A 22,134-nucleotide genomic window follows, 5' to 3' on the forward strand; every position below is an offset into this window, starting at 1 on the left:
CACCTCATTTTCTCTACGCCTTTCGTTTGCGACGGACTGTCTCCCCTCCCCTCTTCCTCTTCGCTCTTCGGAATTTGAGCTGAGTCAAAGCATGTACGTCTTTTGACTGGACATATAGTCAGTGCCTAAACTGTACGTACGTACAATCTATTCGAGCGACGCGGGCCTGCCCGCAACGAGGAGCTTCGACGGGCAGAGCCACAGCTTTGACTGCTATGGAGGACGATGTGGCGAATTCCCAGAAATACCGGGTACTAGGGGATAGCTTTGCTGCTTACACCTTCGACGCCTTTGATCTGCTTCTGCTGGCAATGGCGTTTCAGCCGATCATGAATGATCTGGACCTGACCCGCTCCGAAGCGGACATGCTTGCGACCGCGACGCTGATTGGCGTCGGGTTCTCCAGCGTCCTCATGGGCTGGTATTCCGACAATTTCGGTCGGCGCAAGGCGATGCTCTGGTCCCTTGTCTCCTTCAGCCTTCTCACCATGCTGATCGCGGTCGCCCAGACATGGACCCAGATCCTGATCCTCCGCTTCCTGGCAGGCCTCGGTCTTGGGGGACTATGGGGGGTCATCGCGGCCTATATTGCCGAAGCCTTTCCACCCAAGCAGCGCGGCCTGTCGGTCGCCGACATGGGGCTGTTCATGACCATCCTCTCGGTAGGCATGTTCTTCGGCTACAACCTCTTCGGCTGACTTGCCGACATCATCGGAAAGCGCAATGCGCTGGCCCTGTCGCTGTGCAGTTCAGGGATCATGCTCGCCATCTACGCCCTGACCGAGACCCCCTCCATGCTGCTGTGGATGGGCCCGGCCTATGCCTTATTCATGGCCTTCGTCGGCCTGATGGGCTCCTACTACGGCGAACTCTATCCGGTCCGCATCCGCACCACGGGGTCCGGCTTCTGCTTCAACGTCGGACGAGGCGTCTCTGCCTTTGCGCACCGCTGGTTCTCGGCGGTCTTGCGACGACCTTTTCCCTGCAGGCGCTGATCCTGTTCTGCTCCATCCCATTCCTGATTGCTGGCCTGATGGCACTGATGCTGCCGCGGTCCGAAACCCTGCGCGAAAATGCTGTCCCCGCCCCCAAGGCACCGACGGCCGGTTGATCGCAAGTGAGGAGATTTAGACTATACGCAAGATTGTCGACCTGTCGATCTATTTCGAAAACCGCACCCTGGCAGCCCCCCGACCTACGAGCCGAAAATCCACTATCGCGCCCATCAGGACACCACGGACGAGCTGCTGCCGTTCTTTCCCGGCCTGAAGAAGGAAAACCTGCCCGACGGCGAGGCATGGGCGATCGAGTGGGTCGAGATCACGACCCATAACGGCACCCATCTCGACGCGCCCTATTACTTCCATTCGACCATGAACAACAGCGAACGGGCATGGAGCATCGACGAGGTAGCGTTGGAATGGCGCTACCAGCCTGGCGTGAAACTCGACTTCCGCCATATGGACGACGGCTACGTCGCCACCGCAGCCGATGTCGAGACGGAACTCAAACGCATCGGCCACGATCTGCAGCCCATGGAGATTATCGTCGTCAACACCCGTGCGGGCGAAATCTACGGTCAGAAGACTATGTTGCCGCCGGTTGCGGCATGGGATGCGAGGCAACGCTCTACCTGCTGGAAAACGCGGTGTCCGGGTCACCGGCACCGACGCCTGGAGCTAGGATGCGCCGTTCGTTCACACCGCCAAACGTTATGCGGAAACGGGTGACGCCTCGCTCATCTGGGAAGGGCACAAGGCCGGGCACGACATCGGCTACTGCCATATCGAGAAGCTGCACAATCTCGACCAGCTCCCCGCCGACGGCTTCGAAACGCCTGCTTCCCCTGCAAGGTGAAAGGCGGTTCTGCGGGCTGGACTCGCGCCGTCGCCATCCTCCCCTGAGTATCTCCTCAAGGATCTCCGGTCGTGACCTTCATCGCGACCGGCACACTCAATGCAGGCAAAGTCACTGACAGATAGACCGAGATTCATGGCAAGAACGATTGTAACTGTCGCCACCACCGGAGCCTGGCCGACCAAGAAGCACAATCCGGCCATTCCGCTGACACCGACGGAAATCACCGAGGACGTCTTCGAATGCTGGCAGGCGGGCGCGGCGATCGCACATCTGCACATGCGCGATGACGAGGGCAATGGCACGATGGATGCCGACTGCTTCGAGGAAACAGTCGGCCTCATCCGCGAGAAATGCGACATCGCGCTGAACCTGACGACCTCGGGCGATCTGAACGCCACCGACGATCGCGCATCGAGCACCTCATCCGGTTGCGTCCGGAACTTGCCTCCTACGACGCGGGCTCGATGAACTGGATGCATCAGGCGTTTTTCATCAACCCCCGAAGTTCCTCGAACGGATGGGCCGGACGATGACCGAACTCGATATTCTTCCCGAAATCAAGATCTTCGACAGCGGAATGATCTACAACGCGTTCCAATACATCAAGCAGAACGTTCTCAAGGCACCGGACTACTACCAGCTCGTGCTGGGAGCTGCAGGCGGCATGGCGGCGACGGTGGAGAACCTCGTCTTCCTGAAAGGACTGTTGCCGGCCGACGCCCACTGGTCGGCGCTCGGCATCGGCGCGAGCCACCTGCCGATCCTCTACGCAACCATCGCACTCGGCGGCAATATCCGGGTTGGCATGGAAGATAACGTCTATTACGCGAAGGGGCGGCTGGCGAAATCGAATGCCGAGATGGTCGCGCGCGCGGTTCGCCTCATCCGGGAAGCCGATCGGGAAAATGCAACGCCGGACGATGCTCGCGAGACCCTGGGCTTGCGCAGCCTCTGAGGCACGGGACACGACGCATTTAGACCACCGTTTCGAAAGATCGAAGCCTGCTCGCGGCGTCAAGAAACTGCGAGCAGGCTCTACTTTGCTCTTTCATTGACATCTCGAGAAAACGGCTACTATCTCGATTGGTCAAGGGTCCCGAATGGGCACGGGAACCGCTTTTAAATGGCGACGAATGGCCAAATCCAGGAAAACTTCCGGTTCACATATCGACGCTGACGATCACGGCACCCCCACGCGCCGGTATCGCATCGTAATCGAAGCCGGACGCCTGTTTTCGCTGAAGGGCTATCACAGCGTTTCCATGCGCGAGATCGCCACGGCCGCGGATGTCCAGCTTTCCCTGATCGTCTACCACTTCTCCAACAAGGAGAACCTCTACCGCTCGATCTTCGACCACTTCCATACGTTCTTCGAGGAACGGCTGGAGCAGTTGGACAGAATCGAACCTCTCACCGCCCCCGATGCACTCCATCGTATCGTTGAAGCCTTCGTGATGCCGGTGCTCAACGCCAAGGCAACAGAGGAGCGGTGGATCTATTCGCAGCTCATCCTGCGCGAGGCTTCCGATCCGGAAGAGGAAGCCCGTGGCATCATCCGCGACTACTACGACCCGATGGCAAGGAAATTCATCGAAGCGCTGAAAAAGGCGCTTTCGGACAAGGACTTCCACGGCCTGACATGGGGTTACCTGTTTTCGGTGAGCGCCCTCGTCATGAGCCACTTTGACGCCCGAATGCAGCGGCTGTCGGACAGCGAGACGAATGAAGCGCACGAATACGAGAAGAACAAATTTCTCATCCGCTTCATTTGCGGCGGTCTTTCAGGCATCTGAATGGAGACCTGAAACGCGCCATCTCAGCCCTCTGACGCCGCCACCTTCAGCACCGAACCATCGACCTCGACGACGCGCACTTTCGCGCCTGCCGGAAGATCCGGGCCTGAGATCCGCCAGACCGTGTCATCCACATGGAGCCGATCGACCCCTTGTGCGATCGGCTCGCCCAGCACGAATTCACGTCCCACATAGTGCGCGCCGCGGCGGTTGAGCGCGGGATCGTCGTCGTCGTCGCCCGCCGCGCGCTTGCTGTTCATCAGCCGCCGTCCGCCGAACACGCAGACGAAGACAGGACGAGGAACGCCACCACCTCCACCTGCCAACTCATGCCGATGAAGAGCGCTGCAGTTCCCACCAGCAGCGCCGAGATGCCGAACCACAGGAAAAAGGTTCCCGGCGCCAGGATTTCCAGACCGAGCAACAGCAGACCCAGAACGTGCCAGCTCCAGGGCCCTAGCACGTGAATGATGGTGGCAACAGGCTCACGGGCGATCATCTCCCTCCGGACGGGTCACCGGCACACGGCCGGAACGGCGCGAGCTTGAGGGCGCCTCGCCGTTGAAGGTCTCGCGCGCGATCTCGCCGATGCTGCCGAGCGCACCGAGGATCGAGGGCGCCTCGAGCGGCAGCATGAGCGTCTTCTTGGTTGGGCGACTTCGCCATCGCCTCCAGAACCTCCACATAGCGGTTGGCGACGAAGTAGTTGATCGCCTACACGGTCACCGGCAGCGATCGCCTCACTCACCATCTGCGTGGCCTTGGCCTCCGCCTGTGCCTCGCGCTCGCGCGCCTCCGCATCGCGGAACGCCGCCTCGCGCCGGCCCTCGGCTTCCAGGATCTGCGACTGCTTCTGGCCTTCCGCCTTCATCTGACGGCCCATGGCCTCCACCAGATCGCGCAGCGGATTGATGTCCTTGATCTCGATGCGGGTGATCTTGATGCCCCACAGTTCCGCCGCCACATCGACCACGCGCAGTAGCTGCGCATTGATCTCGTCGCGATTGGACAGAAGCTGGTCGAAATCCATCGAGCCCATCACCGTACGGATATTGGTCATGGTCAGGTTGAGGATGGCGTTTTCCAGCCCCAGCACCTCGTAGGCCGCCCGCGCGGCGTTGATGACCTGATAGAAGGTCACGCCGTCCACCTCCACGGTGGCGTTGTCGCGGGTGATCACCTCCTGGGAGGGCACGTCAAGCACCTGTTCCATCATGTTCATCTTGGCACCGATGCGGTCGATGAACGGGACGATCAGGTTGAGCCCCGGCGACAGGGTGCGCGTGTATCTGCCGAAACGCTCGATCGTGTAGTTGTAGCCTTGGCTCACCGTCTTCACTCCGGCGACGAAGATCAGAACGACCAGGGCGATGATGACGATGTCGGAACCGGTGATGAAATCCATGGCTAGTCTCCGAAATAGGATGACGGCGCATGTGCGCCACGAATGTCTGCCGTTAAATGAGTCAGGCGACTATGCCCCGGACCGGCCCACATCTCCAGCACTCCCCTTCCCCATGGGAACCTCAGACCACACCTTTCATATCCAGCCCGCAAGCTCGCGCCGGACCACGGCCTCGATCACCCGCATGCCTTCGACGCTGTCGTTGAGGCACGGGATGTGGAAGAATTTCTCGCCCCCGTTGGCGTGGAAGATCTCCGCATTCTCGCCCGCGATCTCTTCGAGCGTCTCAAGGCAGTCGGTGACAAAGCCCGGATTGACGACGGCGATACGCTTCACGCCCTCCTTGGCCAGCTCCTCCACCGTGTGGTCCGTATAGGGCTGGAGCCATTCCTCCGGCCCGAAGCGCGACTGGAACGTGATGCGAAGTTTCTTCCCGTCCCACCCGAGCCGCTCGCGCAGAAGCCGCGTCGTCTTCTGGCAGTGACAGTGATAGGGGTCGCCGTTCTTGAAATAGGACTGCGGAATACCGTGGAAGGAGGCCAGCACCACCTCCGGCTCGAAATCGAGCGTAGCCAGATGGCCCTCGATCGATTGCGCCAGCGCCTCGATATAGACCGGCTCGTCGTGATAGGGCGGCACGGTTCTCAAGGTGGGTTGCCAGCGCATTTTCTGCAGCGCCTCGAAAACCTTGTCATTCACCGTCGCGGTGGTGGAGGCGGAATATTGCGGATAGAGCGGAAAGGCCAGGATCCGCTCGCACCCCGCAGCCCTCAGCGCCCCGATCCGTTCCTCGATCGACGGCTTGCCGTAGCGCATTGTCCAGTCGACCACCACCGTCGGCGCATCGCCGAGCGCGGAAGACAGCGCCTCCGCTTGCGCGCGCGTGACCGTGCGCAATGGGCTTTCGCCGCGCTCTTTGTTCCATATCGAGGCATAGGCTTCACCCGATTTGGTCGACCTGCGCATCAAGACGATGCCGTGAAGGATCGGATACCACAGCCAGCGCGGCCACTCGATGACGCGCTTGTCGGACAGGAATTCCGACAGATAGCGCCGCATCGACCAGTAATCCGTTCCATCCGGCGTACCGAGATTGACCAGAAGCACCCCGATCTTTCCGATCGTCACGGGCGGATGTCCGGCGGGCAGATGCGGCGTGCTCGCGGCAGGGCGCGCCGCGGCTCCTGTGCCGGAGGCGACAGGCGCGGCAGCGGGATCGGCGGATTGTTTCATCTGATCAGTCATTTTGGGGCAAGTCGCTCCTGTAAGGGGGCCGGGTTTCGGCGGGCAGGATCGGGTTGAGTCGACGGTCCGTGGAGTTCTATATGGGTCGCTCGCCGCCCCATGGAATAGCCTGCCGCGTCCCTTGTGTCACGAGGAGACGACGCCGCGCCCTCAATCGGCGACGCAAAGCCCGTCCGCGTATTCGAACAACGCCTTAAGGAATAGTGAATAGGGCCGGATTCAACCATTTTTCAGACTTCCCGCCCCTATATTGGCGTCAAACACGCGGGATCACCGCGGTAATGACAAGGACAGGCGTCATGGCATTGAACGACCCGTTCGATAACGACAACTTGGGCGACGTCTTGATCGTCGATCCGAACGCTTTCGGCCGAAAGCTGATGACGACGATGGTCGCCGAACTGGGCTGCCGTTGCACCGTGGTGGCGGAGAATGTCACCGATGCTCTCGCCGCGCTGGTTGCGGACAATGTCGATCTGGTCATCGCCGACCATCGGCCCAGCATGTCCGCCATCGGCGGCCTGCTCAGGTCGCTCCGTCAGGCAAGCGAGCCGCACTTCCAGAACATGACCGTGCTGTCGAGCACCGACGGGATCGATCGCGGCTTCGTCGACACCGTCGGACGCATCGGTGTGGACGGCATCGTCGCCACGCCCTGCTCGTCGCGCACCCTGGCCGATCGCATCTTCTCCGCGCGCGGCATCTGGCATCAACAGATGACCTCGGCCGAACGCCCCTGCGCCGTCTATGGCTCCATGCCCTGCGACGAGGAACCCGCACAGCTCACGCTGTTTCCCCTGCCCTCCCGATAGATCACGGACCGATGGGCGCCGCGCATTGCGGGTGCCCTCGGCCTTGTTTGGTCGAGCCTCGACCTCGTTCAATCGAGATAGTAGCGGCGCGCGGTGGAGAAACAGAATTCGACGATGGTGTTCAGGATCGCGCTCATGCCTTCCAGCGTGTCGACCTTGGAGACCACCGCATTGGCGCCGCTCTCATAGGCCCGGCGGATCGCCTCTTCGTCCATCGCGGTGGTCAGCACGCAGACCGGCACGGAATGCAGCCGTCCGTGGGCGCGCAACTTGTGCAGGAATGTGGTGCCGTCGACCACCGGCATGTTGAGATCGAGAACGATCAGATCCGGCGGCGCGTTCTCGTCGGCCGCCCCCTGATCCAGGTAATCGAACGCTTCGCGTCCGTCCTCGCAGACCTTCAGTTCCAACCGGATCGGGAGCGTCCCTGAGGGACCTCTTGATGACCAGAATATCGTCGGGATCGTCCTCCACCAGCAGGACGCGCGCATCGACGTGTTCTTTCTTGTCCGACGCAGTGCCCATGACAGAGAAACCCCAGCGTTAAAATTCACGGGATCCGAGCAAGTGCCAATACACTAGTGCCTCGCATCGTCCGCTTTTCACTCCCTGTCTAAATACTAAAGTCTGGTTCCACAATAGAATCCGCCTAAATTGGATGAGAGGTAAAGGATAATAAGCATCTTAAAAAAATAACTAGGGACCGCAGTGACTGACGGACAGTCGCCAATCTGCTTCGATCTGAATCTATTGGCGACGCCGGTGTTGCGGTTACGACCAGATACCGGGATCTCCTTCACCAATCGCCGCTATTGTGCAACGTTCAGGGAGGGAGAAGATATTGAATATGATCGAATATTGCTCGAATTCATCCCCTCCCCGAGCCACAACAGAATTCTCAACACCATTGCCGCGTTGACGCCGGAGGCTCCCTCCGCCGCTATTGAATTTCCCGTTACCGACACGCAGGGGCGCAATGGTCGTTGAAGGCCCGCTTCAATTCCGACGCGCTGTTACTCGACATGATTGCAGTCGGGCGAATCATTTCCGAAGAGTTGCGTTACCGGAATGCGCTCGAAGATCTGATGCGCATCTCGAACAATTCGGGCAAGAGCTACGAGGAACGCGCCCGCATGATCCTGGCGGTCGGCGTCAAGTTTTTTGACGCGGACCTGGCCGGCATCACCCACCTGGAAGGCGATCAGGCCAATCCGGTCATTCTCAATTTCGAACTCGATCACATGCACGAGAAGCGCCCCTTCCCGCGCGAACGCTTCTATGTCGATCTGGTGTTGCGGGCCGGTCGTGGCCATCCACGACATGAGCAGAAGCGAGTACACTGAACTATCCCTTTTATGAGAACCTTCCGCTTCAAAGCGTCATGGCCTCCGAGGTCTATGTCGGCAACTGCTTCTACGGCATCATCACTTTCGGTACATTGAGGCCGCGCGCGGAGCCGTTCACCGAAAAGCAGATACAGTTCTGCCATCTGATCGCACAATGGCTCGGCTACACGATGGAGCAGCACGACTTCTACGTCGGCCTGCAACAAAGCGCCAACCGCTACCGACGGATCTACGAACACGCCCTGATCATGATGGCCGTGGTCAATTGCCACGGCACACTGATCGACGTCAACAAGACCTGGCTCGACAAGCTCGAATACACGGCTGACAAGGTGATCGGCCGCAGGCTTTCGGAGTTTTTCACCCTGCAGTCGCGCGCAGCCGGCGAGAAGGATCCGGTTTCGGCCGAACCGCTGACGACCACGAGCCGGACCCAGGACTTTCTCACCCGCGACGGTTCCATTCTCAGCACGCAGCTTTCGTCGCTGACGGTCGCCTCCGAAGACATTCCGACCCTGTGCGTCTGGGTCGACATGACCGAACGCAACCGGCTGCGCGAGAAGATGAACGCGACCAACCGCGCGATCAGCCGCGCCAACGAGGACCTGAAACGCTTCAACACCGTTGCCGCCCACGAGGGTCATTGCGCAAGATCCGGCTCTATGGCGAGCTGCTCGCCAAGCTCCTGCCCGAACCCGATGACGGCGAAGAAGAAGACGAGGCGCGCCATGCGCTGAACGTCGTGACGCAAGCCGCGGAGCGTCTGTCGCGACTGGTCCGTGACCTGCTGGCCTTCTCGCGCGAAAGCGAGCGCGGCTATGCCAGCGACGAGGTCGACCTGAAGCCGCTCATCCAGGAGGTGCTCGGCGATCTCGCGCTCCTGATCCGGGAAAACGACGCCACGGTGACGCTTCGCGATCTGCCGCAACTGACCGGCGATGCGGTCCCCCTCCAGCGGCTTTTCTACAATCTCATCCTGAACGCACTGAAATACCCGGCGCCCGGACGTGGCGCCGGAAATCGAGATCTTTGCCCGCACCACCGACGACGGGCTGCAGGAGATCGTGGTGCGCGACAACGGCATCGGCCTGCCTGAGGGAGAAGAGGAGGGAATTTTCGAACCCTTCGTTCGGCTCCACGCCGTTCAGACCTCCGGTTCGGGCATCGGCCTGGCGCTGGTGCCCTCGATCGTCGAGGGGCACGGCTGGACGATCCGCGCACAACGGCGCGCCGGCAATGCAGGAACCGACTTCGTCATTTCGACGGGCAAGGCCGAGACCTCGGCCGATTGACCCATTGCGCTCCCCACCGTAAGGTGCCAGAGCAAAAGCGAGGGTCGATGAAAGAGGGAGCTGCCATTAGGGCAGAACTGGACAGATCGGATATCAGGGGGGCGCGCGTCCCATGTGAACTCGCTTAAGGAACTGCCGTTGCCAGTTGTCGTGATGTCGGCAAACGGCACACTCCTCGAGGCGAACAACGCCTATTGCAAGGCGTTCTCCCTGGGCCGGTCCAAGGTTTTGGGCACTGCCGTCGACGACCGCGCAGGCAAGGAGATGAGAGAGGCCACGCGACGCGAATTCGCGAAGCTCTCGCCCGCCAACCCGACCATCACCGCCCCGGCCATGCTCCAGACCCTGTATGGCCAGGAACGCCGCCGGATCTGGGAGATCACGGGACTTTTCGACGAGGCGGGACGTCTCGAGGCGGTGATGACCGTATTCTGGGACGTGACGGAGGAATATTTCTACAACGAGACCCTGGAAGAGCTGATCCGCATCACCAACGATCGCTCGCTGGATACGGAAGAAACCGTCGAGGGCATTCTCGCCATCGGTCACGCCTATTTCGGCATGACGGCCGGTGTCATCAGTCGCTACAACGGAGAAGGCGTACGCGCCGAATTCCAGGTCCGGCCCGATTTCTCAGAACTCGGCAGATCGGTTCCGCTTGAACTTTCCTACACCTCGATCACCCATTCGCGCGGTACGATCGTCGCCATACCCGAAATCGACAAGACCCAACATGCGGATTCGGCATTTTTCAAGCATTTGAATCTAAAGAATTTTCTATCCGCGGAGATCCACGTGGACGGGGAACTTTACGGTGCCCTGAGCTTCGCTTCACCCGAAGCGCGTTCCCATCCCTTCTCCAACGAGGACATCCAGCTCATCCGCATTCTGGCGCAATCGCTATCCTATGCACTGCTGCGCCGACGCAAGATCGCCGAACTCAAGGCGAGTGAGAAGAAGTACCGCTTCATCTACCAGAATTCGCCGATCATGATGCATACGATCGGCCCCGATCTGAAGATCACCGACGTCAACAAGATGTGGTTCGACACGCTGGACCTCGCCCGGGAGGACGTGATCGGCACCCACCTGACCACCTATTTCACCGAGGCCAGCAAAAAGGCCGTCTACGATGCCGCCTCGGGCCGGACGAAATTGCCTCTCGTTGCAGCCCCTCGCACCATGGTGCGTGCCGACGGGACGGTGGTGGAAGTCGAAGCCTCGACGCTGACGGACCCAAATGACGGCGGCCCGGTGTCCATTCTCTCCGTCCTGAACAACGTCACTGACCGCAATCGCGCCCAGCGCTCGCTCGCGCGCCTCAATGAGGGCTTGCGCCGCACGAATGAAGGACTGAAGCGTTTCAACGCCATCGCCGCCCATAATCTGCAGGAACCGTTTCGCAAGATCCGGCTGTTCACCGACGTTCTCGACGAGACGCTGGACAGCGAAGGAAACCCGCAGTTGCGCGAGCCTCTGACGATCATCCGGCGCTCATCAGACCGACTGTCCAAGCTCGTCAACGACCTCCAGACCTACACCCGCGAGACCCAGCGCGGCTTCCAGCGCATGCCCGTCGATCTGAACCGGTTGCTGGAAAACGTGCTGGAAACGCTGGATCCGGATCCCGCCGCCGACATAGCGATCGCGACCCTGCCGCAGGTGACCGGCGATCCAGCCTCCCTGAACAAGCTCTTCCGTAATCTGCTGGCAAACGCCCTTGCCGACGAGCGCGAAGGACGGCCGTGCGAGGTTCGGGTCCTGGCGCAGATCCTAGGGGACGGCACGGCCCGCCTGACCATCCGCGACAACGGTTCCGGCCTGTCGCCAGCGCGCGCGGAAAAGATCTTCGAAGCCTTCGCCCACCCGCGACACCGCCCCACCAAATCATTCGCCGTCACGTTCCCGACTAGGGCGTGTCTCCATAAATGAGACTGGAATGGTTTGGCTGAGCGGTTCGCCCGCTCACGAGTAGTCGCGCGCATCCTCGATGACCTTGCCATCATTGGGCAGAGCGACGGGATCGACCGCCTCCACCGTACCGCCAAGCTTGGTGACTTCGCGCAGACTGGCTGCGACCGCGTCCGAGAGGCCACCGTCAATCCCGTGTGCCACCTCGATCTTCAGGCTCAATACGTCCTGTTCGCCGGACCGGCCGACAACGAGCCGGGCCCGCTCGATTTCAGAATGTCGCCGCACGATCTCGGCCACCTGCTCGGGATCGACGAACATGCCCTTGACCTTGGTGCGTTGGTCGGCGCGGCCCATCCAGCCCGCAATCAGCGTGTTGGTGCGACCGCAGGGCGAGCGCTCGTTCAAAACCTTGAAAAGATCGCCCGTCCCGAAACGCACCAGCGGATAGGAGGGATTGAGCACAATCACCACGATCTCGCCCACCTCCCCGTCGGCAACCGGATCGTTGGTGCCCGGACGAACGATCTCCAGAATGAAATCTTCTTTCAGGATCAGCCCCTTGTGCGCTTCACTCTCATAGGCGACAACGCCGAGATCCGCCGTGGCATAGCACTGAACCACATTGACGCCGCGCGCCGCGTACTCGTCCCGGAGCGAGGGAAATAGCGCCCCGCCGGAGTGCGCAACCTTGATCGAGGAACAGTCGAGGCCCAGTTCCGCGCCCTTGTCGAGGATCACCTTGAGAAAATCCGGCGTCCCGCACCAGCCGCGCGGGCGCAGTGCCGCGACCGCCTGAGCCTGCATTTCCGAATTGCCGGTTCCGACGGGAAAGACGGTGCAGCCAAGAGCGCGCGCGCCCAGATCCAGAATGAAACCGCCCGGCGTCATGTGATAGGCGAAGGAATTGTGGACGATGTCGCCCGGCCGGAACCCGGCGGCGAAAAGCGAGCGCGCCACCCCCCCAGGGGTCGGCGCCGGCACTTTGCGGCTCCCAGACAGGAGCGGGCGAGAGAAAGACGCGCTCCGGCGCCCATCCCATCGCAACGAAGCCAGCGAAGGGCGGTTTCGCCTTCTGGGCGGCCATCAGTTGCGGCTTGCGCAGGACCGGCAGACGGGCCAATGCGGCGCGCGAGGTGATTTCCGCAGGATCGATCGCGTCCAGATGCGCGGCCAGCCCCGGCGGCGGCACAACTGCCTTGTCGAGAAAGGTCGGCAGGCGCCGGAACAGATCCGCCTCGCGTTCTTCAGGGCTTAGCGTCTCTCGCGTATCGAACATCTCAGTCATGGCGTTTTGCCTTTCTTCCGCACCTTTCGCGACCCTTTTCGCGGTCGATTAATATTCCATCGATTTCCATTCGAATTTCATTCGAAAATGGTCTTCGTTCAAATGGCTCCGAAGCCGGACGGGCCTCGGCCGGTCCCATCCGCATATACGCCCCCGGCGCTGACTTATCCTCGCAAAATATCGCCCATCAAAAACCGGCAAGATCGACGAGCCCGCCCTTGCATCCCCCGCCATCGACCGCGTCTGCTGCGTGAATAAGATCGCTCAACGTCTCCGTCGCCGCATCGCCGGCAAGCGAGATCCACAACTCCGTCAGCATCCCGCCATCGCACCTGACCTCAACCCGAGCCCCGGCGCCCTGCCCGAAGGCATCGTCGAAAGCCTTTCGGATCGCCTCGGTCGTAAGCTCCTTGCCAATGTGAGCAGCCATGAGATCGCGCACCACGTAGGCATTCAGCGTCTCCATCAAGGCCAGCGAGATCTTGAAATAGCCTTCCTGATCGCTGTCTCGAAGACAGCTTCCGTGCTTGGTCCACTCATGGCGTCGCAGGAAGGACTGGGTGCCGGGCATGACGCGATCCAGCACCGTCCGCGTTTCCTGCGATAGCTCTAGCGCGGCGAGGTCGCCATAGCGTTTCCCGTCATCGAGAGCCTTATGTTCTGCCGGAACGCCACAATGAAAATTGCCGAAGAGCTGCGGCCAGCGCCCGTGCAGGGAGAGATGGGTGGCATCATAACGCTCCACCGTCTGGCTGACGCATTCGGACTTCTTCTTGTTCAACTGACAAAAGGCGGGCTCCCAGCTCACCGCCAGCAGATTTTGCGCAAAATCGGATCCGTCGCCCAGAGACTGATCGTCCGGAGTGGAAGAGTCGCCAGTTGCCGCGCCCGCAGGCACCATGCGCTCGCCGCATGAGATCGCGACCCAGCACCGGACGGGATCCGACCCTTTCGTGCCGATCCAGTAGTGGATGGCCGGTTCCCTGTTCTTGGCGAAAAACTCGTAGGCCCGATCGACCTCGGTCATCACATCGCCGGGATTGTCTCCGGCCTTGATGTTCTGAGTTGCCAGACAGACCTGACGGGCGACGAAGGTTCCGTCGAGCTTGATCTCGGCGGAGGCGGAAAGGGGCGTGAAAAGAAGAATGAACGCAACTGCTGCAAGAATACGCGTCTTCATGAAAACCTCCCGGCGCCGATCCCGAATTGGGAAGGGGAAAGAATAGTACGCCATTTCGCATTGCAGCCGCATGTCGGAGGAAGGAGATGGAGCGCGCCTTCGCGCGCAACTTGTTGCGCTGGATTCCGGATCAGCGCTCGGCTTTGCCTCACTTGTCCGGAATGAGGAGCAAGAGGAGCGTTGTAACCAAACGCAAGTTACAGCTGGGTTGCGCCAGCGAGACCAGAGTCGAGGACGGCGTGTGTGATTACAACTTCGTCCCGCTGTCCCTCATTCCGGGCGGTCTGCGGCAAAGCCGCATGGCGAGACCCGGAATCCAGCGCAACAAGAGCGCCCGAAGGGCGCGCCGCGCCCCCTACCGAACCCTCACGCCAGCCAGCGTTTCCTGTGCTTATAGTGCTTGATCGCCTTGAACGAGCGCCGTTCGTCACCGCCGACGCCGAGATAGAACTCCTGCACGTCCGCATTCTCGCGAAGCGCGGAGGCCGCCCCGTCGAGCACGATCCGGCCGGCTTCCAGAATGTAGCCGTAGGTGGCGTATTTCAGCGCCACGTTGGTGTTCTGCTCCGCCAACAGGAACGACACGCCCTGCTCCGAATTCAACTCCTTCACGATCTCGAAGAGCTCTTCCACCAGCTGCGGCGCAAGTCCCATTGACGGCTCGTCGAGCAGGATCATGTCGGAACGCGACATCAGCGCCCGGCCGATGGCACACATCTGCTGTTCGCCACCCGAGGTATAGCCCGCCTGAAAACCGCGGTGCTACTTCAAACGCGGAAAGTAGGAATAGACCATGTCGAGATCGTCGCGGATCGCCGCACTCCCGTCGCGGCACGTATAGGCGCCGGTCAGGAGGTTCTCTTCGATGGTCAGATGGCCGAAGCAGTGCCGCCCCTCCATCACCTGAATGCAACCGCGCTTGACCAGTTCGTTTGGCGAGAGCGCCTGCACCTGTTCGCCGTGAAAACGGATATCGCCCTTGGTGACGACGCCGCGTTCCGCCCTGAGCAGGTTGGAAATCGCCTTCAGCGTGGTCGTCTTGCCGGCCCGTTCGCCCCCAGAAGAGCCACGATGCCGCCCCGCGGCACGGTCAGCGACACGCCCTTCAGAACCAGAATGACCCGGTCGTAGATCACCTCGATATTATTCAGCGCAAGGATGGTTTCGCCCACCACCTCTTTGTGTGCCTTGGTTGTCTGGCTTTTCATCTGCATCGGTCCTGTCCGGGTGGGTAACAAGCGGCGGAAGTGAAACCGGCCATCTACCGCGATGCTATCATTCCCGCGAAGGCGGGAATCCAGCATTCTAGAGGCCCCGGTTGGAGATCTCGTCGCTTGATCCTGTGGGTGCTGGATCCCCGCCTTCGCGGGGATGACGGCTCGTGGAGATCGGGGCCGCAGCGCCAAAACCGCGGCCCCGATTACCATTCGCTTGCGAACGCCCTACTCGGCGCAGGGAACGTCGCATTCCGGCCAGGGCGAGTTGGAAGCGACATACTCTTCCGCCGCCTTTTTCAGGAGCGGCTGGACGACGTCAGTCATCGGCGAGAACTAGTCGCCGGACTTCTGCCAGTCCTTGCCGTCCCACTCCACGATGTAGAGCGGACCGTGACCGTTATGGTCCTCGCATCTCATCTTCAGCGGGGCATGAAGTCCTTCATGCCCATCGCCTCGATGCGCGCCTCGTCGAGGTTTATAACCTCAATCTCGTTGAGAACGTCTTCCGACGTGACGACCGGCTTTCAGAAATACTTCTGCGCCGCACGTATACTTTCCGCGATCAGCATCGCGTTGTAGACGCCGCGGTTGTAGAGATTGTCGGCGAACTTCGCCGGCTCGACCTGGCTCTTTCCGGTATCGACGACATACTTCTTGATGTCCTGAATGACCGGGAAATCCTTGCCTACGCCGTTGAAGTTGAGCGTGCGATAGCCCTTGGCCGCCCGCAGCCGCGTCGTCATTTCCACCGGACCACCACACGCCGTAGAACTTGTCCATCGGGAAGCGGATCTTGGTCGCTTCCTTGATGGCCGTCGGGTTCATCGCGCCCCAGCCCCACATGATCATGTAGTCGGGCCGGTCGCGACGCACGTTCAGCCACTGCGAGGACTGGCTCTGCATCTCCTTGCCGGCGACCGGATACTTGGTCATCTCGAAGCCGTACTTCGCGGCAAGGTCTTCCAGAAGCGGGATCGGCTCGCGCCCGTACCCGGCATCGAGGAAGATGTAGCCGATCTTCTTGCCTTTCAGACCATCCGTACCGCCCTCGCGCCGGGCGATGTTCTTGATGATCGCGGACGCGTCGTCCTAGTAGGTGTCGGACGCATTGAAGATCCACGGAAAGGTCTTGCCGATGGCGGCCGCCGAAAGGCCGTAGGCCATTGACAGCACCGGAATGCAGTCGACCGACGCCTTCGGGATCAGCTAAAGCGTGATGCCGGTGGAATAGGGCGTGATCAGAACCGGGTTCTTGGCCTTCACGCTCTCGTGGCACTCCACGCCCTTCTGCGTGTTGTAGCCGGTCTCGCACTCGTCATAATCGATCATGACGCCGCCGATGCCGCCGTCGCGCTCGTTCAGCATGGCGAAATAGTCCGACATGCCGTTGGCGATCGGAATGCCGGAGCCCGCATAAGGGGACCCGTGCGATAGGTGAACAGCGGCACATAGATGCTGTCTGCGGCCTGGGCCGTCGGCACGACCACGCTGCCCGAGATCACCGCGGCGGCAAGCCCTGCGGCTAACGGGAACTTCCTGCCCAATAGAGTGTTTTTCATTATCTCCTCCCTTCTCTCCGGACTGCACCGGACATGAAGCCTTAGCTCTGCATTGCGACCGCGCCGGCTCCGAGCCCGACCGCGTGGCGCGCCCCTCAGGCACCCCCCCTGTTTCAGACCGATCACCCGTAGAGGAACGGCCAGACCCTCAGCTTCTCCTTGGCGAGCTGCCACAGCCTGGCAAGGCCGTACGGCTCGGTGATCAGGAAGAAGATGATCAGTCCCCGAAGATCATGAAGGTCAGATGTTCCACCGTTTACGCCCCTACCTCGATGCTCAGCGAGGGCAGCACGACGCGCAAGGCCACCGGCAGGATCCAGATGAATGCCGCTCCCATGTAGGAGCCGATCAGGCTCCCCAGCCCCCCGAGGATCGCCATGAACAGAACCTGGAACGACAGCGAGATGGCAAAGGCCGACGGCTCGGCCGCTCCCAACCAGAAGAACACCATCATCGCGCCCACCACCCCGCACAGATACGACGCACGGCAAAGGCCGAGAGCTTGGCGGTCAACGGACGCACGCCGATCAGTTCGGCCGCAATGTCTATGTTGCGGATCATCATCCATTGCCGCCCGATCCGTCCGTGGATCAGGTTGGAGACGAACCAGGTCAGCTCGACAGTGACGCCCAGCACGATGAAATATTGCGTCAGCGGTGCGGTCGCCGGTCCGGTCACGATGACGCCGGCCATTTCGCGCTGCGGCACCTCGATGGCGCCCGAGACGTTGTAATTGTAGAGCCACGGAATGCGGATGAAGCACCATTCCAGAAAGAACTGGGCGGTAAGCGTCGTCACCGCCAGATAGAGCCCCTTGATGCGCAAACTCGGCAGACCGAAGGCAACGCCGATCGCGGCGGAAAAGATGCCGGACGCCAGAAGTAGCACGATGATGTTGGCCTCTGGAAAGATCTATGTTAGCCTGTAGGCGGAGTATGACCCCACGCCCATAAAGGCGCCTATGCCGAGCGAAAGCTGCCCGGCATAGGCGGTGAGCACGTTCAGCCTGATTGCGGCAAGCGCGAAGATCAGAAACGGCGTCATCGCCGAGGTGAGAAAGAAGTCGGTCGCCAGGAACGGGATCACCACGAAGGCGATCGCGACGATAACGGAAAGGCCGAGACGGTCTTCCTTGAGCGGGAAGAGCGACTGATCCGCCTCGTAGGTCGTCTTGAACTGGCCTGCTTCACGGTAAAACATGTGGCTCTAGACCCTCTCGATGGTGCGTTCGCCGAACATACCCCGCGGCCGGAACAGCAGGAAGATGAGCGCGATGATGTAGGCGAGCTAGTTCTCGATGCCGCCGCCGACCAGCGGGCCCCAGTAGATCTCGCCGATCTTTTCACCGAACCCGATCACGAGCCCGCCGACGATGGCGCCGGGAATGGACGTGAAACCGCCCAGGATCAGAACGGGAAGCGCCTTGAAGGCAATGATTTCCAACGCGAAGGACACGTCGGAACGGGCCCCCCACATGATGCCCGTCGCCGGTGCCACGATACCGGCGGCAAATCACATGATCGCCCAGATCTGATTGAGCGAGATGCCGACCGACAGCGCCGCCTGGTGATCGTCTGCAACCGCCCGAAGCGCACGCCCGATGCGGGTCTTGTTGAAGAAGATGCCCAGTGCTGCGACCATCACGATCGCGATCACGGCGGCCGCGATATCGATGTGCTGCAGGATCAGGAGCCCGCGCTCGCCGATCTCGAAGGCGGTGGAGCCGGTGGGCAAGCCCAGTTCCTCGGTGATCACCGACTTGGGCTCGCCGCCGAAGACGAACTCACCGAAACCGACGAGGAAATAGGTCATGCCGATGGTCGCCATCAGCAGGATGATTTCCGGCTGGTTAACCAGCGGCCGCATGACGACGCGCTCCACCGTATAGGCGAAAAGCGCCCCATCACGCCGATGGCGAGCAGCAGCGCCAGATAGGCGGGCACGCCGTTTTCGTGCAGGCCCACCAACGTCAGCGCGGCGAACACCACCATGATGCCTTGCGCGAAGTTGAAGACGCCCGAAGCCTTGAAGATCAGCAGGAAGCCGAGCGCGATCAGCGCATAGAGGATACCGGCGACGAAGCCTTCCCACAGCACCTGCAGAAAGAAGTTCGGCTGCGCGGCCATCTGCATGAAGAGATCGATAAAGATGTCATAGAGCATGGGTTACGACCCTGCCTTGGTGAATATGGTGAGGTCTCGAAGGATGGAGCTGCCCGCCCGGATGGGATGGCGCCTTTGCGCTCCTTCTCTTTCCGCCGCCATTGCCCGGCATGGTCCGGGCAATCCATTGCCGGCACCCACAAGCACGGAGGGCCGGAATGGATCCCCCGGACTGCGCCGGGGGATGACGAAGGTGGGATTGCCCAAAACCCTCGAAGTCCTTTTGTCTCTGATGGAAGACGAGAGGAGAGCGTAGCGCTCGCCATCCTGCCGACACGCGGGCTTGAGACCTGCCATCGTCCCGCCCCCCTTAATGCGCCACACCCAGATAGGCGTCGATCACGTCCTGGTCGGACTTGACCTCGGAGGGCAGACCGTCGGCGATCTTCTTGCCGTAGTCGAGCACCACCACCCGGTCGGAGAGGTCCATCACGACGCCCATGTCGTGCTCGATGAGCGCGATCGTCGTGCCGAACTGTTCGTTCACGTCGACGATGTAGCGGCTCATGTCTTCCTTCTCTTCCAGGTTCATGCCCGCCATCGGTTCATCAAGCAGCAGGAGCTCCGGCTCCATGGCCAGCGCCCGACCGAGTTCCACCCGCTTCTGCAAGCCGTAGGGCAGTCGGCCGACGGGCATTTTCCGGATGTGCTCGATTTACAGAAAGTCGATGATCTCCTCCACCCGGCGGCGGTGCGCGATCTCTTTCTCGCGCGCCGGGCCGTAATGCAGGAGCTGTCAAAAGAAGTCGCACCGCATGGCGAGCGTGCGCCCCGACATGATGTTGTCGAGCGTCGTCATGCCCTTGAAGAGCGCCACGTTCTGAAAAGTGCGCGCAATGCCCTGACTTGCCGCCTCACAGGACTTCATCTTGCGCCGCGCCAGGTGATCGTGCCGACCTGCGGGTGGTAGAAGTCATTGATGACATTGAGCATCGACGTCTTGCCCGCCCCGTTGGGCTCGATAATCGCGCGGATCTCGCCCTTCTGGATATCGAACGAGATGTTGGTGATCGCCTTCACGCCGCCGAAGAACAGCGAGACGTTGTCGACCTTCAGCAGGACCTCTCCCTTGGAAAGGAAGGGAACCGCCGAGTCGGGATCCACATGAGCGTTCATTCTGCCGCTTCCCTGACGCCTTCGCCGCGAGCCGGATAAACCGTCATGTCACGAATCTCCACATCGGCTTCGATGACGCCCTTGCGGCCGTCCTCGAAGGTCACTTCCGTCTGCACGTGCTTGGTCGTCGAGCCGTCGTAAAGCGCCTCGATCAGCGGCTCGTAACGTTCCGCGATGAAGGAGCGGCGCACCTTCTGGGTGCGGGTCAACTCGCCGTCATTGGCATCGAGTTCCTTGTGCAGCACCAGAAAGCGATGAACCTGGGCGCCTGCCATCAGCGGCTCGCCGACCAGATCCTTGTTCACCTGATCCACATGCGCCTCGATCATCTCGTAGTAGACACGCGGATGGGCGGCAAGCTCCTGATAGCTAGCGTAGTTGACGTTGTTGCCCTCCGCCCAGCTTCCCACCGCGGTGAGATCGATATTGATGAAGACGCAAACCTTCTCCCGCCCATCTCCGAAGGCCACAACCTACTTGATATTGGGGAAAAACTTGAGCTTGTTCTCGATGTATTTGTGTGCAAACGACGCCCCGTCGGTCAGACGTCCGACGTTCTTCGCCCGGTCGATTATCTTGATGTGACCGTTCTCGGTGAAAAACCCGGCATCGCCCGCGCGCACCCAGCCGTCATCGGTCTTGGTTTCGCGCGTGGCCTTCTCGTCCTTGTAGTAGCCCTGGAAGGCGCCCGGCGCGGGCTTGCCGACGGTATCGCCATAGATCTCACCGTCCGGCTGCATGGCGATATAAACGCTCGCCTCCGTCTGGCCGTAGAGCTGCTTCAGGTTGATGCCGAGCGCCCGGTAGAAACGGAAAATTTCCGGTCCGATCGTCTCGCCGGCCGTGTAGCCGACCTTGAGACGCGAAAAGCCCATCCGGTTCCTCAGCGGCCCGGAGACCAGAAATTCGCCGAGCCGGTAGATGAGCCGGTCCTTCAGCGGCGTCGCCTCGCCGTTCAGGATCTTCTCGCCCGAGCGCCGCGCCAAATCCATGAAGTAGTCGAACATTCTCTTCTTGAGGCGTCCGGCATCCTCCATCCGCACCATGATGAGCGTCAGCAGCCCCTCGAAGACGCGCGGCGGGGCGAAGAAATAGGTCGGGCCGATCTCGCGCCGGTCGTCCAGCACCGTCTCCGGGCTTTCGGGACAATTGACGCAATAGCCCGCCGTATAGGACTGAGCCGATGGAGAAGATGTAGTCGCCGATCCAGGCCATCGGCAGATAGGCGAGCGTCTCCTCGCTCTCGTCCAGCCGGTCGAAGGCGTTGGCGTTTTCCGACGGCACGATGACGTTGTCGTAGGAGAGCATCACCCCCTTGGGCCGCCCCGTGGTGCCGGATGTATAGAGCATGACCGCAAGATCGGAGCCCGACGCCTCGCTCAGCCACTGCGCCCAGTCGATCTCAGCCTGCGCATTGGCGAAGCGATAGTCTCGTCCGCGCGCCGACACCGTCTCGAAGGAATGCAGATGGGTGTGATCGTAATCGCGCAGGCCCCGCGGCTCGTCGTAGACGATCTCCTCAAGGCTCGGCACCTTGTCGGCGACGGAGAGCAGCTTGTCGACCTGCTCTTGATCCTCGACCATCGCGAAGCGGACCTCGACGTGCTCCAGCACGAAGGCCATCTCTGCGGCGACCGAGTCCGAATAGACCGGCACCGGCACGCCACCCAGCGACTGCGCGGCCACCATCGCCCAATAGAGAACGCAGCCGGTTCGAGCCGACGATCGCCAGCCGGTCGCCGCTCGTGAAACCCATCTCGGCCAGCCCCAGAGCGAAGTCGCGCACCTCGTCATGCACCTCTTCCCACGTCCAGGTCTGCCAGATGCCGAGATCCTTCTTGCGGACGGCCGGGCGCCGTACTCGGATGCGCGCATTGCGTAGCAACAGCTTGGGAAAAGTGTCGCCGGTGTTTGCGGGTCCCGATCCGTCGACACTCAGATTGCCGGA

At 61.1% G+C, this 22,134-nt stretch carries 18 protein-coding genes and 9 pseudogenes; 13 read left to right on the forward strand and 14 right to left on the reverse strand.

Features of this window, described 5'->3' with window-relative positions; genetic code table 11:
* Positions 1–227: 227 nt before the first annotated feature.
* From QNJ43_RS18555 to QNJ43_RS18580, 6 genes and pseudogenes are all read left to right on the forward strand, one after another.
* On the forward strand, positions 228–698 hold the full coding sequence (locus QNJ43_RS18555) for an MFS transporter (RefSeq protein WP_300472039.1): 471 nt from the start codon (positions 228–230) through the stop codon (positions 696–698).
* 60 nt (positions 699–758) lie between these two features.
* Positions 759–995, forward strand: coding sequence for a hypothetical protein (locus QNJ43_RS18560; RefSeq protein WP_300472040.1), 237 nt, complete (start codon positions 759–761; stop codon positions 993–995).
* A gap of 139 nt (positions 996–1,134) precedes the next feature.
* A pseudogene (locus QNJ43_RS18565) lies at positions 1,135–1,904 on the forward strand (cyclase family protein).
* A gap of 88 nt (positions 1,905–1,992) precedes the next feature.
* The gene (locus QNJ43_RS18570; RefSeq protein WP_300472041.1) at positions 1,993–2,328 is read left to right on the forward strand and encodes a 3-keto-5-aminohexanoate cleavage protein; all 336 of its coding nucleotides are present in this window, start codon (positions 1,993–1,995) and stop codon (positions 2,326–2,328) included.
* A gap of 61 nt (positions 2,329–2,389) precedes the next feature.
* Positions 2,390–2,815: a 3-keto-5-aminohexanoate cleavage protein gene (locus QNJ43_RS18575; protein ID WP_300472042.1), complete on the forward strand. Its 426-nt coding sequence runs from the start codon at positions 2,390–2,392 to the stop codon at positions 2,813–2,815.
* Positions 2,816–2,993: 178 nt separating this feature from the next.
* On the forward strand, positions 2,994–3,653 hold the full coding sequence (locus tag QNJ43_RS18580) for a TetR/AcrR family transcriptional regulator (RefSeq protein WP_300472043.1): 660 nt from the start codon (positions 2,994–2,996) through the stop codon (positions 3,651–3,653).
* A 23-nt stretch (positions 3,654–3,676) separates the two neighbouring features.
* On the opposite strand, the gene QNJ43_RS27390 is transcribed toward QNJ43_RS18580, so the two are convergent.
* From QNJ43_RS27390 to hemH, 4 genes and pseudogenes are all read right to left on the reverse strand, one after another.
* Positions 3,677–3,913 carry an NfeD family protein gene (locus QNJ43_RS27390; RefSeq protein ID WP_346433040.1) on the reverse strand — a complete coding sequence of 79 codons (237 nt, stop codon included), beginning with the start codon at positions 3,911–3,913 and terminating at the stop codon, positions 3,677–3,679.
* The gene (locus tag QNJ43_RS27395) at positions 3,913–4,152 is read right to left on the reverse strand and encodes a hypothetical protein (protein ID WP_346433041.1); all 240 of its coding nucleotides are present in this window, start codon (positions 4,150–4,152) and stop codon (positions 3,913–3,915) included. Before QNJ43_RS27395 ends, QNJ43_RS27390 begins: the two co-directional genes overlap by 1 nt.
* A pseudogene (locus QNJ43_RS18590) lies at positions 4,139–5,058 on the reverse strand (SPFH domain-containing protein). The gene QNJ43_RS27395 and the pseudogene QNJ43_RS18590 overlap by 14 nt, the downstream one beginning before the upstream one ends.
* A 135-nt stretch (positions 5,059–5,193) precedes the next feature.
* On the reverse strand, positions 5,194–6,303 hold the full coding sequence (hemH, locus tag QNJ43_RS18595) for a ferrochelatase (RefSeq protein ID WP_300472044.1): 1,110 nt from the start codon (positions 6,301–6,303) through the stop codon (positions 5,194–5,196).
* A gap of 299 nt (positions 6,304–6,602) precedes the next feature.
* On the opposite strand from hemH, the gene QNJ43_RS18600 reads away from it, so the two are divergent.
* Complete coding sequence (locus tag QNJ43_RS18600; RefSeq protein ID WP_300472045.1) at positions 6,603–7,115, forward strand: hypothetical protein; 513 nt, start codon at positions 6,603–6,605, stop codon at positions 7,113–7,115.
* Positions 7,116–7,183: 68 nt separating this feature from the next.
* Here the strand turns inward: QNJ43_RS18600 and QNJ43_RS18605 are convergent, their stop codons facing one another.
* Positions 7,184–7,606 carry a response regulator gene (locus QNJ43_RS18605; RefSeq protein ID WP_300472046.1) on the reverse strand — a complete coding sequence of 141 codons (423 nt, stop codon included), beginning with the start codon at positions 7,604–7,606 and terminating at the stop codon, positions 7,184–7,186.
* A gap of 217 nt (positions 7,607–7,823) precedes the next feature.
* Here QNJ43_RS18605 and QNJ43_RS18610 point away from each other — a divergent pair, with 217 nt between their 5' ends.
* The 6 genes from QNJ43_RS18610 (at position 7,824) to QNJ43_RS18635 (ending at position 11,685) form a co-directional block, all read left to right on the forward strand.
* Entirely contained in the window at positions 7,824–8,102 is a 279-nt protein-coding gene (locus QNJ43_RS18610; RefSeq protein WP_300472047.1) for a hypothetical protein, read from the forward strand.
* Complete coding sequence (locus QNJ43_RS18615; protein WP_300472048.1) at positions 8,099–8,458, forward strand: hypothetical protein; 360 nt, start codon at positions 8,099–8,101, stop codon at positions 8,456–8,458. Before QNJ43_RS18610 ends, QNJ43_RS18615 begins: the two co-directional genes overlap by 4 nt.
* 38 nt (positions 8,459–8,496) lie before the next feature.
* Positions 8,497–9,198 (forward strand): PAS domain S-box protein, encoded by a 702-nt coding sequence (locus QNJ43_RS18620; protein WP_300472049.1) that lies wholly within the window; start codon positions 8,497–8,499, stop codon positions 9,196–9,198.
* A gap of 5 nt (positions 9,199–9,203) precedes the next feature.
* Entirely contained in the window at positions 9,204–9,557 is a 354-nt protein-coding gene (locus QNJ43_RS18625) for a hypothetical protein (RefSeq protein ID WP_300472050.1), read from the forward strand.
* A complete protein-coding gene (locus QNJ43_RS18630) occupies positions 9,526–9,753 on the forward strand; it encodes a sensor histidine kinase (RefSeq protein WP_300472051.1) in 228 nt (75 codons plus the stop codon). The genes QNJ43_RS18625 and QNJ43_RS18630 overlap by 32 nt, the downstream gene beginning before the upstream one ends.
* Before the next feature lie 114 nt (positions 9,754–9,867).
* The gene (locus QNJ43_RS18635) at positions 9,868–11,685 is read left to right on the forward strand and encodes a PAS domain S-box protein (RefSeq protein ID WP_300472052.1); all 1,818 of its coding nucleotides are present in this window, start codon (positions 9,868–9,870) and stop codon (positions 11,683–11,685) included.
* A gap of 33 nt (positions 11,686–11,718) precedes the next feature.
* On the opposite strand, the pseudogene QNJ43_RS18640 reads toward QNJ43_RS18635, so the two are convergent.
* From QNJ43_RS18640 to QNJ43_RS18675, 9 genes and pseudogenes are all read right to left on the reverse strand, one after another.
* Positions 11,719–12,952 (reverse strand): annotated as a pseudogene (locus tag QNJ43_RS18640) (AMP-binding protein).
* 187 nt (positions 12,953–13,139) lie between these two features.
* On the reverse strand, positions 13,140–14,132 hold the full coding sequence (locus QNJ43_RS18645; RefSeq protein WP_300472053.1) for a ribonuclease T2: 993 nt from the start codon (positions 14,130–14,132) through the stop codon (positions 13,140–13,142).
* Positions 14,133–14,498: 366 nt separating this feature from the next.
* Positions 14,499–15,346: pseudogene (locus tag QNJ43_RS18650) on the reverse strand (ABC transporter ATP-binding protein).
* A gap of 527 nt (positions 15,347–15,873) precedes the next feature.
* On the reverse strand, positions 15,874–16,092 hold the full coding sequence (locus tag QNJ43_RS27400; protein WP_346433047.1) for a hypothetical protein: 219 nt from the start codon (positions 16,090–16,092) through the stop codon (positions 15,874–15,876).
* A gap of 31 nt (positions 16,093–16,123) precedes the next feature.
* Positions 16,124–16,732, reverse strand: a pseudogene (locus QNJ43_RS27405) (ABC transporter substrate-binding protein); the annotation flags it as partial.
* Between the two features lie 298 nt (positions 16,733–17,030).
* Positions 17,031–18,108, reverse strand: a pseudogene (locus QNJ43_RS18660) (branched-chain amino acid ABC transporter permease).
* A 6-nt stretch (positions 18,109–18,114) separates the two neighbouring features.
* Positions 18,115–19,070 (reverse strand): annotated as a pseudogene (locus QNJ43_RS18665) (branched-chain amino acid ABC transporter permease).
* 310 nt (positions 19,071–19,380) lie between these two features.
* Positions 19,381–20,186, reverse strand: a pseudogene (locus QNJ43_RS18670) (ABC transporter ATP-binding protein).
* Positions 20,183–22,125: pseudogene (locus QNJ43_RS18675) on the reverse strand (AMP-binding protein). Before QNJ43_RS18675 ends, QNJ43_RS18670 begins: the two co-directional pseudogenes overlap by 4 nt.
* Positions 22,126–22,134 lie beyond the last annotated feature (9 nt).

Source organism: Breoghania sp. (genome assembly GCF_030066895.1).
In the GTDB taxonomy this organism is placed as follows: domain Bacteria; phylum Pseudomonadota; class Alphaproteobacteria; order Rhizobiales; family Stappiaceae; genus Breoghania.